General features: G+C 69.3%; 10 protein-coding genes and 2 tRNA genes. 9 read left to right on the top strand and 3 right to left on the bottom strand.

Annotated features, from left to right (window positions below; translation table 11 throughout):
* Positions 1–4 precede the first annotated feature (4 nt).
* The 7 genes from RT282_RS10175 to RT282_RS10145 all read left to right on the top strand — a co-directional run bounded on the left by RT282_RS10175 (position 5) and on the right by RT282_RS10145 (position 6,295).
* Positions 5–895, top strand: coding sequence for a TIGR03915 family putative DNA repair protein (locus RT282_RS10175; protein WP_313313628.1), 891 nt, complete (start codon positions 5–7; stop codon positions 893–895).
* 86 nt (positions 896–981) lie between these two features.
* Positions 982–2,937 carry an excinuclease ABC subunit UvrC gene (gene uvrC / locus RT282_RS10170; protein ID WP_313313625.1) on the top strand — a complete coding sequence of 652 codons (1,956 nt, stop codon included), beginning with the start codon at positions 982–984 and terminating at the stop codon, positions 2,935–2,937.
* Positions 2,938–2,976: 39 nt separating this feature from the next.
* The gene (pgsA, locus tag RT282_RS10165; protein ID WP_312307306.1) at positions 2,977–3,543 is read left to right on the top strand and encodes a CDP-diacylglycerol--glycerol-3-phosphate 3-phosphatidyltransferase; all 567 of its coding nucleotides are present in this window, start codon (positions 2,977–2,979) and stop codon (positions 3,541–3,543) included.
* Between the two features lie 88 nt (positions 3,544–3,631).
* Positions 3,632–4,057 carry an HU family DNA-binding protein gene (locus RT282_RS10160; RefSeq protein WP_313313623.1) on the top strand — a complete coding sequence of 142 codons (426 nt, stop codon included), beginning with the start codon at positions 3,632–3,634 and terminating at the stop codon, positions 4,055–4,057.
* Between the two features lie 17 nt (positions 4,058–4,074).
* Positions 4,075–4,150: transfer RNA gene (locus tag RT282_RS10155), tRNA-Val, on the top strand.
* 84 nt (positions 4,151–4,234) lie between these two features.
* Entirely contained in the window at positions 4,235–6,151 is a 1,917-nt protein-coding gene (locus RT282_RS10150; protein ID WP_313313621.1) for a SurA N-terminal domain-containing protein, read from the top strand.
* 68 nt (positions 6,152–6,219) lie between these two features.
* A tRNA-His gene (locus RT282_RS10145) sits at positions 6,220–6,295 on the top strand.
* Between the two features lie 65 nt (positions 6,296–6,360).
* On the opposite strand, the gene RT282_RS10140 is transcribed toward RT282_RS10145, so the two are convergent.
* The gene (locus tag RT282_RS10140; RefSeq protein ID WP_313313619.1) at positions 6,361–8,586 is read right to left on the bottom strand and encodes an EAL domain-containing protein; all 2,226 of its coding nucleotides are present in this window, start codon (positions 8,584–8,586) and stop codon (positions 6,361–6,363) included.
* A 196-nt stretch (positions 8,587–8,782) separates the two neighbouring features.
* On the opposite strand from RT282_RS10140, the gene ppk1 reads away from it, so the two are divergent.
* Positions 8,783–10,930: a polyphosphate kinase 1 gene (ppk1, locus tag RT282_RS10135; RefSeq protein ID WP_313313616.1), complete on the top strand. Its 2,148-nt coding sequence runs from the start codon at positions 8,783–8,785 to the stop codon at positions 10,928–10,930.
* Positions 10,927–11,391: a histidine phosphatase family protein gene (locus tag RT282_RS10130; RefSeq protein WP_313313614.1), complete on the top strand. Its 465-nt coding sequence runs from the start codon at positions 10,927–10,929 to the stop codon at positions 11,389–11,391. The genes ppk1 and RT282_RS10130 overlap by 4 nt, the downstream gene beginning before the upstream one ends.
* Before the next feature lie 66 nt (positions 11,392–11,457).
* Here the strand turns inward: RT282_RS10130 and RT282_RS10125 are convergent, their stop codons facing one another.
* Positions 11,458–12,936 carry a Ppx/GppA phosphatase family protein gene (locus RT282_RS10125; RefSeq protein WP_313313613.1) on the bottom strand — a complete coding sequence of 493 codons (1,479 nt, stop codon included), beginning with the start codon at positions 12,934–12,936 and terminating at the stop codon, positions 11,458–11,460.
* A gap of 75 nt (positions 12,937–13,011) precedes the next feature.
* Positions 13,012–14,142 (bottom strand): ABC transporter substrate-binding protein, encoded by a 1,131-nt coding sequence (locus RT282_RS10120; protein WP_313313611.1) that lies wholly within the window; start codon positions 14,140–14,142, stop codon positions 13,012–13,014.
* Positions 14,143–14,197 lie beyond the last annotated feature (55 nt).

Raw genomic sequence — 14,197 nt, 5'->3', positions numbered from 1 at the left:
CAGCATGACCCTGCACACCGCCACCCTGGCGCACGCCACGGACTGGGACGGCTTTCGCCACGCTGCCCGTGCGCTGCTGCAGGCCGGCGTGCCGCCGCAGCACGTGCAGTGGTTCACTGAGCAGGACGCGGCGTGCGACCTGTTTGGGGACTGTGCCGGGCCGGCCCCGGAGCTGCCGCCAGCCGCCGGCCGGTGCGGCACTCGCTCCCACGCGCAGCCGCAACCCGTCGTCGGCCCGCGCGTGCCCGAAGGCTTCGTGCGTCTGTGCCAGCACCTGGTGCTGCACCGCGACCCGGCGCGCTTTGCCCTGATGTACCGCCTGTTGTGGCGCCTGCTGCACGAACCCGCGCTGCGCCACGACCCGCTGGACGCCGACCGGCTGCAGGCGCGGCACATGGCCCGCGCGGTGGCGCGCGACCTGCACAAGATGCACGCCTTCGTGCGCTTTCGCCCGGTGGTGGATGGGCAGGGGCAGACCGTGCACGTCGCCTGGTTCGAGCCCCGGCACTACATCGCCGAGGCGGCGGCGCCGTTCTTCGTGCGGCGCTTCACGCACATGCACTGGGCCCTGCTGACGCCGGACGCCAGCGTGCGCTGGGACGGCTGCCAGCTGCACCGGGGCCCGGGCGCGCAGCGCGCCGACGCGCCGCCGCCCGACGCCGGCGAGGCGCTGTGGCTCACCTACTACCGGCACATCTTCAACCCGGCGCGCCTGAACACCGCCGCCATGCACAAGGAAATGCCGCGCCACTACCGGCGCAACCTGCCCGAGGCGGCGCTGATCGGCGAGCTGGTGCAGGGCGCGCACGAACGCAGCGCGCGCATGGTGGAAGCGGAGCCGACCACGCCGCGCCGGCGCATTGCGCCGCTGGTGCCGCCGCGCGCCCAGGATTGAGAGCCTTTTTGGCCTCCAGCCCTTGTCCATCAAGCGCAGGCAGCTATTATTTTTGAAGCTGCCGCGGCTGCCACCACAATAGCGTCATGTCCGCTTCCCATTCCGATGAATTGCTGGCCCAGGTGGCGGCGCTGCCCCCGCTTCCGGGGGTGTACCGCTACTTCGACGCGCAGGACACGCTCTTGTACGTGGGCAAGGCGCGCAACCTGAAAAAGCGCGTCTCCAGCTATTTCACCAAGCAGCACGGCGGCACGCGCATCGGCCACATGGTGGGCCGCATCGCGCGGCTGGAGACCACGGTGGTGCGCTCCGAGGCCGAGGCGCTGCTGCTGGAAAACAACCTCATCAAGTCGCTCGGGCCCAAGTACAACATCCTGTTTCGGGACGACAAGAGCTATCCCTATCTGAAGATCACCGGCATCGCGCCCAAGGACGGCACGGGCGATGCCCCGGGCCAGCGCTTTCCGCGCATGGCCTACTACCGCGGCAGCACGGACAAGCGCCACCGCTACTTCGGGCCGTATCCTGGGGCCTGGGCGGTCAAGGAAACCATCCAGTTGCTGCAGAAGGTGTTTCGCCTGCGCACCTGCGAGGACACGGTCTTCGCCAACCGCACGCGGCCCTGCCTGCTCTATCAGATCAAGCGCTGCTCCGCCCCCTGTGTGCAGCTGGTCACGCCCGAGGCGTACGCCGGCGACGTGGCCAGCGCCGAGGCCATGCTGCGCGGCGAAACGCAGGAGCTGCTGGCCCAGCTGGAGCAGCGCATGCTGGGGTATTCGGAGCAATTGCAGTTCGAGCAGGCGGCCGAGGTGCGCAACCAGATCACGGCGCTGTCGCGCGTGCTGCACCAGCAGGCCATCGAGACGGTGAGCGACAAGGACGTGGACATCCTGGCTGTGCGCGTGCAGGGCGGGCGCGCCTGCGTCAACCTGGCCATGGTGCGCGGCGGCCGCCACCTGGGCGACCGCGCCTACTTCCCCGTGCACGTGGAGGAAGCCGCCGCTATCTATCACGCCGAGGACGAGGCGGCGCAGCAGCCGGGCCCGGACGGGCACGGCGTGGCGGCGCAGGTGCTGGCGGCCTTCATTGCCCAGCATTACCTGGGCGTGCCCGTGCCGCCCACGCTGATCGTCAGCGAGCCGGTGGACCCCGAGTTGCTGCTGGCCCTGGGCCAGCAGGCGGGCGTGCGCGTGACGGCCGTGCAGCAGCCGCGCGAGCAGCGCCGCGCCTGGCTGGACATGGCCCAGCGCGGCGCCGAGCTGCAGCTGGCCCGGCTGCTGGCCGAGGAGGGCTCGCAGCAGGCGCGCACCCGCGCGCTGGCCGAGGCGCTGGACCTGGAGCTGGAGAGCCTGGATCAGCTGACCATCGAGTGCTTCGACATCTCGCACACGGCTGGGGAGGCGACGCAGGCGTCGTGTGTCGTGTTCCATCACCACAAGATGCAAAACAGCGAGTACCGCCGCTACAAGATCGAGGGCATCACCGGCGGCGACGACTATGCCGCCATGCGCCAGGTGCTCACCCGGCGCTACTCGCACGTGGCCGAGGCGCAGCGCGAGGCCGGCGGCGCCGAGGTCACCAACCGCCAGGCGCGCCTGCCCGACCTGGTGCTGGTGGACGGCGGCAAGGGCCAGGTCAGCATGGCGCGCGAGGTGTTCACGCAGCTGGGCCTGGACGTCTCGCGCATCGTCGGCGTGGAGAAGGGCGAGGGCCGCAAGGTGGGGCTGGAGGAGCTGGTCTTCGCCGACGGGCGGCCCAAGATCTGGCTGGGGCGCGACTCGGCCGCGCTGATGCTGGTGGCGCAGATCCGCGACGAGGCGCACCGCTTCGCCATCACCGGCATGCGCGCGGCCCGTGCCCGCGTGCGCGTGGGCGGCAGCCGGTTGGAGGACATCCCCGGCGTGGGCCCGAAGAAGCGCGCCCGTCTGCTGCAGCGTTTCGGTGGCGTGCGCGGCGTGCAGGAGGCCAGCGTGCAGGACCTGGCCACGGTGGAGGGCATCTCCCAGGCGCTGGCCGAGGACATCTACCGCGCGCTGCGCTGAGCCTTTCTCAGGAAAACCCCCATGCCACAATCGCGCTCCATGTTTCTCACCATCCCCACCGTCATGACCTGGACGCGCATCGTCGCGATACCGCTGATCGTGGGGGTGTTCTATTTGCCGCTGAGGCCCGAAACCTGCAACCTGGTGGCCACGGTGATGTTCATCGTGTTCGCCGCTACCGACTGGCTGGACGGTTTTTTGGCGCGCAAGCTCAACCAGACCTCGGCCTTCGGCGCCTTCCTGGACCCGGTGGCCGACAAGTTCCTGGTCTGCGCCTCGCTGCTGGTGCTGGTGCACATGCAGCGCGCCGACGTGTTCGTGGCGCTCATCATCATCGGCCGCGAGATCGCCATCAGCGCCCTGCGCGAGTGGATGGCGCAAATCGGCGCCAGCCGCAGCGTGGCGGTGCACATGCTGGGCAAGCTCAAGACCACGGTGCAGATGGTGGCCATCCCCTTCCTGCTGTACGACGCCCGCGTGCTGGGCGTGGACACGCGCCTGTGGGGCACCTGGCTGATCTGGCTGGCGGCGGTGCTCACCGTCTGGTCCATGGCTTACTACCTGCAAAAAGCCCTGCCTGAAATTCGCGCGCGCGTGTCGCGCTGAGCGGCCCGGCCGGCTTGTCAATCCGGGCTGCGCCCTAGCGCTTGCGTTTGCGAGACAGCCCGGCGGTGACTGTAAATGCGACTAGAATTTGCCGTTGCACTTGCGCAGCCGTCGACAGGCTGCAAGCGGTCACATCCCCTTCGCCACGCGCCTCTGCCGATGCAGCGCACGGCGCCGCCAAGGCGGACCAAGACGCCAGAGACCCAACCTTTTCACCTACCGTTTACGCGAGAGGCTTCCTGTGAACAAGACCGAATTGATTGAGCACATTGCCAACAATGCAGACATCTCCAAGGCCGCCGCGGCACGCGCGCTGGAGTCGACGATCGACGCGGTCAAGAAGACGCTCAAGCGCGGCGGCACGGTGTCGCTGGTGGGTTTCGGCACCTTCGCGGTGGGCAAGCGCGCAGCGCGCACCGGCCGCAATCCGCGTACCGGAGCAACGATTAAAATCAAGGCTGCTAAAGTGCCGAAGTTTCGTCCGGGCAAGGCATTGAAGGATGCCCTGAACTGACATTTGAGATTGAAGGGGGGTGCTTAGCTCAGTTGGTAGAGCGGCGCCCTTACAAGGCGTAGGTCAGCGGTTCGACCCCGTTAGCACCCACCACCCGAATCCCCCGAAAAAATCAATCACAAGGCGAACGCGAGTTCGCCTTTTGTTTTTGCCTCGCCGTTGAAAGACTGACCGACCATGTTCGAATCCATCCGCAAGCACTCCAAGCTGGTCATGCTCTTGCTGTTCTTGCTGATCATTCCTTCGTTCGTCCTCGTGGGCATCGACAGCAACTACTTCACCGGCGGCAGCCCGGTGGTGGCACGCGTCGACGGCAAGGACATCACGCAGGACGAGTGGGACAACGCCCATCGCATGGAAAGTGACCGCCTGCGCGCCCAGTCGCCGGGCATCGACGGCCGGCTGCTGGATTCGCCCCAGGCGCGCTACGCCACGCTGGAGCGCCTGGTGCGCGACCGCGTGCTGCAGGCCGCTGCCAGCAAGATGCACCTCATGGCTTCCGACGCGCGGCTGGCGGCCGAGCTGCAGGCCATCCCGCAGATCGCCGCCCTCAAGCGCGCCGACGGCACGCTGGACGCAGAGGCCTACCGCGCCCTGGTGGGTGCGCAGGGCCTGACGCCCGAAGGCTTCGAAATGCGCATGCGCCAGGATCTGGCCATCAGCCAGGTGCTGGGCAGTGTCATCAACACGGCCACTCCTGCTCCGGCGGACGCGGCCCTGGCCTTCGACGCACTGCTGCAGCGCCGCGAGATCCAGGTGGCGCATTTCAAGGCGGCAGATTTCGCCAACAAGGTGAAGGTGACGGACGCGGATGTGCAGGCCTACTACCAGGAACACCCGGCACAGTTCCAGCAGGCCGAGCAGGCCACGGTGGAATACGTGGTGCTGGACATGGACGCAGTCAAGGCCGGCATCACCCTGAGCGAGGACGACCTGCGTACCTATTACAGAGAAAACCTGGCCCGCCTGGCCGGCCAGGAAGAGCGCCGAGCCAGCCACATCCTTATCAACGCCACCAAGGACGCCCCGGCGGCCGAGCGCGAGAAGGCCAAGGCACGCGCCGAGGAACTGCTGGCTCAGGTGCGCAAGGCCCCGGGCAGCTTCGCCGAAGTGGCCAAGAAGAATTCGCAGGACCCCGGATCGGCTCCCGAGGGCGGCGACCTGGGCTTCTTCGGTCGTGGCGCCATGGTCAAGCCGTTCGAGGACGCCGTGTTCGCCCTGAAGAAGGGCGAGATCAGCGATGTGGTGGAAAGCGACTTCGGCTATCACATCATCCAGCTGACCGACATCAAGACGCCGCGCCAGCCCAGCTTCGAGGAGTTGCGCGCGTCGCTGGAAACGGAGCTCAAGCAGCAACAGGCGCAGCGCAAGTTCGCCGAGGCCGCGGAAGCGTTCGCCAACGGGGTCTACGAGCAGTCCGACAGCCTGACCGCCGTGGCCGAGAAATTCCACCTGCAGGTGCGCACCGCATCGGGGGTGACTCGCCAGCCTGCGCCCGGCGCCGAAGGCGCACTGGCCAGCCCGCGCTTCCTGGAGGCGCTGTTCCAGCCCGAATCGCTGCAGAGCAAGCGCAATACCGAAGCCGTGGAGATTGCCACCAGCACTTTGGCAGCCGGTCGCGTCACCGCCTACCAGCCCGCGATGACGCTGCCGCTCGACCAGGCGCAGGGCAAGGCCCGCACGCTGTACCTGGCCTCCAAGTCCGCCGAACTGGCGCGCGAGGAAGGTGTGGCCAAGCTTGCCGCCTGGAAGGAAAACGCTGGCGCCGCCTCGGGCCTCGGCCAGCCGGTCATCGTCTCGCGCGAACAGCCCCAGGGCCAGGCGCGCGCCATCGTGGATGCCGCGTTGCACGCGCCGGTGGATGGTCTGCCCGCCTGGGTGGGCGTGAACCTGGGGCCGGACGGCTACGCCGTGCTCAAGGTCAACCGCATCGTGCCGCGAGAAGGCGTGGACGACGCTCGCCAAACCATGGAACGTCAGCAGTACGAACGCACCTGGTCCACGGCCGAAGCGCTTGCGTACTACGAAGTGCTCAAGCAGAACTTCAAGGTTCAGATCAAGGCCCCGCGCCCCAGCGCCAATCCTTCTGAGTAGGGCGAATCGGCGAATTGATGCGTTTTGCCTAAAATCGGCTTTTTGCCGCGCTATAATGCATGGCTACGGTGGCTGTAGCTCAGTTGGTAGAGTCCAGGATTGTGATTCCTGTTGTCGTGGGTTCGAGTCCCATCAGCCACCCCAGATACCCCAGATAAACAAAGGCGCTGCAACTTTCAAGGTTGCAGCGCCTTTTGTCTTGTGGCGTGTCAGTGACAGGCAGCCAACCCCAGTGATTGCTCCAGCGCCGCTGCCGGCATCGGTTTGGCGAAGTGATATCCCTGTGCCTCCTCGCAACCCTGCTCGCGCAGAAAGGCCAGTTGTTCGGGCGTTTCCACACCTTCTGCGGTGGTGCGCATTCCCAGGGCCTGGGCCATGCGGATGATGGCGCTGACGATGGCGCGATCGTTGCCGTCGTGGCCCAAGTCGCGTACGAAGGACTGGTCGATCTTCAGCCGGTGGATGCGAAAGCGCTTGAGCTGGCTGAGCGACGAGTAGCCCGTGCCGAAGTCGTCCACGGACAGGCGCACGCCCTGAGCGTGCATCCGGTCCATGATCTGCGCGGCGGCACCGGGGTCGCCCACGGCCACGTTCTCGGTCAGCTCCAGCTCCAGCCGGTCGCCGGGCAGCCCGTGCTCGGCCAGCAACTGGGCGATGAGTTCGGGCAGCTGCGGGTGGCGGAACTGCGCGGCCGACAGGTTCACGGCCATGGTCAGCGGTGGACGGCCCTGGTCCTGCCAGCGCTTGAGCTGCGCCAAGGCCGTGCGCAGCACCCACTCGCCGATGGCCACGATCTGCCCGCTGTCTTCGGCGATGGAGATGAACTCGGCCGGGCCGATGGGGCCCAGCTCGGGGTGGTCCCAGCGCAGCAGCGCCTCCACGCCGCACATTGCGCCCGTGGTCAGGCACATCTGTGGCTGGTAGTGCAGCGTCAGCTGCTGACGCTCCAGTGCCCGGCGCAGGGCGTTGGTCAGCGTCAGGGCCCGGGCCGACTGGGCCTGCATGCGCGGTGAGAAGAAGCGGTAGCCATTGCGGCCCTCGGCCTTGGCGTGATACATGGCCGTGTCGGCGGCCTGGATCAGCGTGTCGAAATCTTCGCCATGGTCGGGAAACAGGGCAATGCCCATGGACGGCGACATGCACAGCTCATGGCGGCCCAGCTGCAGTGGCTGGCGTGCGGCCTCCTGCATTTTGGCGGCTACACGGGCGGCGCCCTGGGCGTTGGCGCCCACCAGCAGCAGCACGAACTCGTCGCCACCCAGGCGGGCCACGGTGTCGCGGTCGCGCACGGTACCGCGCAGGCGATGGGCGATCTCCATCAGCAGGGTGTCGCCGGCGCGGTGGCCCAGCGAATCGTTGACATGCTTGAAGTTGTCCAGGTCCAGGAACATCACGGCCAGCGGGCTGCCACTCTCGCGCGCCGTGCGCACGGCCTGCTGGCCGCGCTCGGCCAGCAGCACGCGGTTGGGCAGGCCGGTGAGGGCGTCGTAGTGCGCCATCCAGTGGATGCGCTCCTGGTCGTACTTGCGCTGCTCGATCTCGCGGTGCAGGTCGGCCACGGTTTCACGCAGCTCCTGCGTGCGGTCGCGTACCTGCTGCTCCAGCGCACTATGCATGTGGGCCAGTTGTGCCTGGATGCGCAGCCGCTCACTGACATCCAGAACGATCCACAGCGTGCCCTGCGACAGGTCCTGCGGGTCGATGGCGCGACTGCGCACCTCGCACACCACGGCGCGGCCGTCCTTCGTGCGCAGTGTCATCTCCCCCTCGAAGTCGCGGCCGTGCTTGATGGGGGTGTAGCACTGCTCGCCTGCGCGCTGCCAGTCCGCCTCGGTCAGGTACCAGTGGCGCGAACTCAGGCCCAGCAGTTCGCCCGGCTCGTAGCCCAGGATGCGTTCGAAGTGTCGGTTGCAGCGGGCGAGGTGGCGTTCGCGCAGCACCACGATGCCGACCATGGCGTGGTCGAACAGCATCTGCTTTTCGCGCACCGCAGCGTTCAGCTCGGCCTGTGCGCGCTTTTGCTCGTCGATGTCGTCGACGATCCAGATGGAGCCTTCCGCGCTGTCGGCGGGGTCGATCAGTCGGCCGGTCAGGTGGGCCCAGAACAGGCGGCCGTTGGCGCGCCGCATCTGGCGCTCCGTGCGATAGGCCAAGCCTTCGGCCAGTGTCGGGAAGGCGGCACGCCCCAGCTCGCGGAAGGCGTCTCGGCTGGGGTGCATGCCCTCGCTGCTGTGGCCAACGGCATCATCAGGCGAGCGCAAGCCGAAGATCTCAGCGTAGCGCTGATTGCAGCGCACCACCGCGCGGTGGCGGATGAAGACGATGCCGACGCCCGCACTGTCCAGCAACGTCTGCTGCTCGCGCAGGATGCGCTGCAGGGCCAGCGTGGAGGACTGCCTTGGCTCCAGCGCCAGGGCGTCAGGCAAAAAAGACATGGACTGGGGGAGGCTCCGCAAAAGAAGAGGCGGAAAGTGCAATTTGTACCAAAGTGTTGCTTTATCCGCAAGCAACGTTACATGGTCGCTGGTAGCTGCAAGGGCTAAAGGCGCGGCCGGCGGCGGCAGGTCCTGTCATGAAAATGTCACGAGGCCTTTCAATACTGGCGCCCGTGCCTCCCACCCTGCTCGCGTCATGATGTCCCTGCTGCTGCCTTCGCCCTCCGACGAACACGCCGGGCAGGGCAATGGGCTGCCGCCTGGAGGCGCCAGTGGCGCCAGCCTGGTCCTTCTGGACCGTGACCACAGTATCCTGGCCTTCAACGAGCGTGTGCTGGACTGGGCCGTGCGCGAGGATGTACCCCTGCTCGAGCGCCTGCGCTACCTGTGCATCGTCTCGTCCAATCTGGACGAGTTCTTCGAGGTGCGGGCGGCCGCGCACCTGGGTGCGACCCCTGACGGCGGTTCCAAAAGCGCCTACGGCGTCAACTCCTTCGAGGCCCTGGCGCTCAAGGCCCAGGCGCTGGTAGCGCGCCAGTACGCGCTGTACAACGACTCGCTGATGCCCGCCTTTGCGGCGCTCGGCATCCGCATCGTGCCCCACGGCGAGCGCACGGCGGCGCAGCGGCGCTGGGTGCGCGAGCACTTCGCGCGCGAGGTGCGGCCCCTGCTGATCCCCGTGGGTCTGGATCCGGCCCACCCCTTCCCGCAGGTGGCCAACAAGTCGCTGAACTTCATCGTGCGCCTGCGCGGCGGCGACGCCTTCGGGCGCGAGAACGAGATCGCCATCGTCAAGGTGCCCCGGGCCCTGCAGCGCGTCATGCGACTGCCGGCCAAGGTGGCGCCCTCTGGTACCAAATTCGTCAGCCTGTCGAGCATCATCCGCACCCACCTGGCCGACCTCTTCCCCGGCCGCCAGGTGGTGGAGTTCTCGCAGTTCCGCGTCACGCGCCACTCTGACCTGGCGGTGGACGAGGAGGACGTGCGCAACCTGCGTACCGCGCTGCGCCAGGGCCTCCAGCACCGCCACTACGGCCAGGCCGTGCGGCTGGAGGTCTCGGCCGGCTGCTCGGCTTTTCTGGCCGATTTTCTGCAGACGCAGTTCGCGCTGCCGGCGGCCGCCCTGTATCGGGTGCACGGCCCCGTCAACCTGGTGCGGCTGGGGCAGCTGGTGGACCTGGTGGGCGACACGGCGCTGCTGTTTCCCGCCTGGCGGCCGGCCTGGCCGGCGCAGCTGCCGCGGCCTGGCGGCATCCTGGCGCGGGTGCGCCGGCGCGACCTGCTCATCCACCAGCCGTTCGAGAGCTTCGACGGCGTGCTGGGCTTTCTGCGCGAGGCCGTGGGCGACCCGCAGGTGCTGGCCATCAAGCAGACCATCTACCGCACGGGAGCCGACTCCGAGCAGATGGAGCTGCTGCGCGAGGCCGTGCGCCGCGGCAAGGAGGTCATGGCAGTGGTGGAGCTGAAGGCGCGCTTCGATGAGGAAGCCAACATCAACTGGGCCGAGGCGCTGGAGTCCATCGGCGCGCAGGTGGTGTACGGCGTGGTGGGACTGAAGACCCACGCCAAGATGCTGCTGGTGACCCGGCGCGAGGGCGGCGGCCTGCGCCGCTACGGCCACCTGTCCACCGGCAACTACAACCCGCGCACCGCGCGGCTGTATACCGATCTGAGCTACCTGACCGCCGACCCGCACGTCACGGCCGACATGGACGCGGTCTTCGACCACCTGGCCAACCAGAACCGGGTGCCCAGGCTCAAGCGCCTGCTGCTGGCCCCGTTTGATCTGCAGCGGCGCATGATCGAAAAGATCGACGCTGCCGGCCTGGCCGCCGAGCGCGGGCAGGATGGGCGCATCGTGGCCAAGATGAACGCACTGACCGACGAGGCACTGATCGCCGCGCTGGTGCGCGCCGCCCGGCGCGGCGCCAGTGTGGACCTGATCGTGCGCGGCGCCTGCATGCTGCCGGCCGGGGTGCCGGGCATGACGGACAACATCCGCGTGCGCTCGGTCATCGGCCGCTTCCTGGAGCACACGCGGGTGTTTTACTTTCGCAGCGGCGCGCAGGAGGACGTCTACCTGTCCAGCGCCGACTGGATGAACCGCAACATGCTGCGCCGGGTGGAAATCGCCTGGCCAGTGACCGACGGCAAGCTGCGCCAGCGCATCATCGACGAGTGCCTGGTGGCCTACCTGCACGATGACCGCGACGCCTGGACGCTCGCCAGCGACGGCAGCTATGCGCGCGCGCCCCGCGCTCTGGACGGCCACGGCGCGCAGGGCGCCCTGATGGCGCGCTACGCGCCGCGCACGCCGGCCCTCAGGGGCGCGGCGGATCTGTGATGGATCTCATCCTCTGGCGCCACGCCGAGGCGATCGAGGCACGCGACGGCGAGGACGACCTGCAGCGCGCCCTGACGCCGCGCGGCGAAAAGCAGGCCGCGCGCATGGCTGCCTGGCTGGACCGCCAGGTGCCCGAGGGCCTGCGTGTGCTGGCCAGCCCCGCCCGGCGCACCGAGCAGACGGCCCGCGCACTGGGCCGCAAGTTCAAGCTGCGCGCCGAACTGCTGCCCGGCGGCAATCCCGATGAACTGCTGGAACTGGTGCAGTGGCCGGGTGCCCGCGGCGCCGTGCTGGTGGTGGGCCACCAGCCCCTGCTGGGCCAGACGGCGGCGCGGCTGCTGGGCATGCGCGAGGCGGATTGCGCCATCCGCAAGGGCGCCGTGTGGTGGCTGCGCCAGCGCCAGCGCCAGGACGTGGCGCAGACTGTGCTGATGGTGGTGCAGTCGCCTGACTTCCTCTAGCCGGCTATCCTTTTGATAGCTTCCAGCGCTTGACTGGCGGGCGCTAGAGGCACTTTTCATTCATATTCACGCCAGCTCGGCGCAATAGTCCCAGGGCGTCTTCTGCCAGGCCTGCGCCTCCTCGCGCAGCAGGTAGGCCGACTGCGGATAGGCCTGGGCCCAGCCCGGGCGCGTGCGCACGGTGCAGCAGCGGCCGTGCAGGCGCAGCTCAAGCCCTTCGGCGTCAGGCTCGCGGCGGGCGTGGCACACGGCCACGGCGGTGCGCAGGCACATCAGCTGCAGGGCCAGCACCGGGTCGGCGAGGGCGGCCTCCAGCTTGCGCAGCTTGCCGCGGTGGCCCAGCACCAGCTGGCTCAGGGCGTGCAGCTCGGCCTGGGCAAAGCCTGCCGCGTCGGCGTGATCCAGGATGTAGGCGCCGTGACGGTGGTAGCCGTCGTGCGAAATACGGCAACCGATCTCGTGCAGCCGGGCCGCCCACCGCAGCTGGCGCGTCGCGTCCTCGCTGCCGGCGGGTGCGGCCTGCGCGAACAGCCGGCTGGCCAGGGCCGACACGCGGGCGGCATGGGCCTCGTCCACGCCGAAGCGCTGCACCAGGCCCTGCACGCTGGCCGAGCGCAGGTCGGCGCCGGGCTGGTCGCGGTCCAGCAGGTCGTACAGCGCGCCCTGGCGCAGCGCGCCCTGGGCCACGGTGATCTCCTCCAGGCCCAGCAGATCGAACAGGGCGCGCACGATGCTCACGCCGCCGCCGATGACCGGGCGGCGGTCTTCCTTCAGCCCGTCCAGCCGCACCCGGTCGGCGTGGCGGGCGCGCAGCAGCTGCTCGTGCAGCCAGTCCAGGCCGTCGCGGGTGATGCGGCCCTCGCCGTGACCTGCAGCGGCCAGCACCGTGCCCACCGCGCCCATGGTGCCGGACGAGCCATACGCCACGTCCCACAGCCCGCCGTGATAGGCCTGGGCCGCCTCGTCCAGCACGGCGCGGGCGGCGGTCTCGGCAGCCTGGAAGGCCTCCCGCGTGAAGGCGCCGTCCGCAAAGTAGCGCGCCGACCAGGCCACGCTCCCCACGCGGTACGAGGCCACGGCGCTGGCCGTGAACTGCCGCCCCAGGATCAGCTCGGTCGAGCGCCCGCCGATGTCCACCACCAGCCGCCGCTCGTCCGACTGCGGCAGCAGGCGTGAGACGCCCTGGTAGATCAGCCGTGCCTCCTCGGAGCCGGAGACCACCTCGATGGGAAAGCCCAGGATCTCGCCGCCGCGGCGGATGAACTCCTCGCGGTTGCGCGCCTCGCGCAGGGTCTGCGTGGCCACGGCGCGCACCCGGGCGGGCGCAAAGCCCGCCAGCCGCTCGGCAAAGCGCGCCAGGCAGTCCCAGCCGCGCTGCATGGCATCGGCAGAGAGGTTGCGTTCCTCGTCCAGGTCGCCGCCCTGGCGGACCGTTTCCTTGCGGTATTCGACCCGGTGGATGAACCCGTGGTCGAGGCGGCCGATTTCGAGGCGAAAGCTGTTGGACCCCAGGTCCACGGCCGCAAGCAGTGTTCCGTCTTGCATGGATGTGCGCGTGCTGCGCGGTTCTTTTGGCGGGGCCGCATGGTACCTGCCGCCGCGCGGGTGGGCGGGTAGGCGTCAGCCGACGATGCGGCCGTCCCCCGCCAGCATGCTCTGCGTCACCAGTCCGCCGGCCGGTCGCCGCCCCTGGTAGGCCACCACGTAGCCGCCCAGGTGCACCTCGCGGCGCTGCCTGAAGGCGGCCAGCGCGCTGGCGCGGGTCAGGGGGCCGGCCACCGAGGCCAGCACCTCGGCCGTGTAGCGTGCGGCGATGAAGCCCGCCAGGCCCTGGGGCGAGGGCGGCTCGTCGTACAGCCGGCCCATCACCTCGCGGTAGGCGCGCACTATGGGCAGGCCGGCGGTGACCAGAGGCACCGGCTGGGTGGCGATCACCGGCACGTTGTGCCGCGCGCCGCCCAACTGGGCCAGCACCTGCAGGTTCACGTCGGCCAGGGCGACCACGTAGCACTGGCGCCCGCGCGGCAGCTCCAGCCGGGCCACGTAGTCGTGCAGCTCGGGCGTGCCGCCCACGAACAGCACGATGGCCGGCGGCGCGGTGCGGCGCTGCGCGGCGGTCAGCACCTGGGTGCGCAGCCCCATGGCCGTGCCAGCCTGCAGCACTCCGGCCTGCAGCTGCTGTTGCAGGCCGGGATGGGCGAAGACCACACCTGCCTGCTGCACGCCCATCGCCGCCAGCGAACGCACGGCGTGGCCGATCTGCGCCTGGTAGCCGGGGAAGATGCTGAACACGGTGTCGCCCTCGTCCTGCCACTGGCGGTGCAGCCAGGGCGCGGCCAGCGCCAGGGTGCTGCCGCCCGCCTGCAGCTGCGCCACGGCGGCGGCGGCGCTGTCGCCGGCGCAGCCCGAGAGCGCGACGCAGGCCGGATTCTGGTGCGCCGCCTGCCAGGCGGCCTGTATGGCGGCGGGCGAGCCGTCGGTCTCCAGCCCCAGATGCTGCACCGGCTGGCCGCGCAGGCCGCCCCGGGTATTGAGGTCCGCCCAGGCGGCGCGCGAGCCGATCAGGAAGTCGCGGCCCACGTCCTGATGGCGGGCCGACAGGTCGACGATCTGCGCCACGGCGATGGGGCGCCCCTCCTGGGCCAGCGCGCGGGGCAGGGCGCCGGCCGCGGCGCAGGCGCCCGCGGCACGCAGCAGCGCGCGGCGGCCCGGGGCCGTGAGGGTGGACTGGAACGAGGGGTGGCGGAACATGGTTTTTTTCTCCCGTGCGGTGCGCCGTCATGGGCGGCGGCGGGAGACTAAGCAG

This window comes from Pulveribacter sp., from assembly GCF_032079985.1.
GTDB lineage: Bacteria > Pseudomonadota > Gammaproteobacteria > Burkholderiales > Burkholderiaceae_C > Melaminivora.
This window is presented reverse-complemented; position numbering and strand designations above follow the sequence as displayed.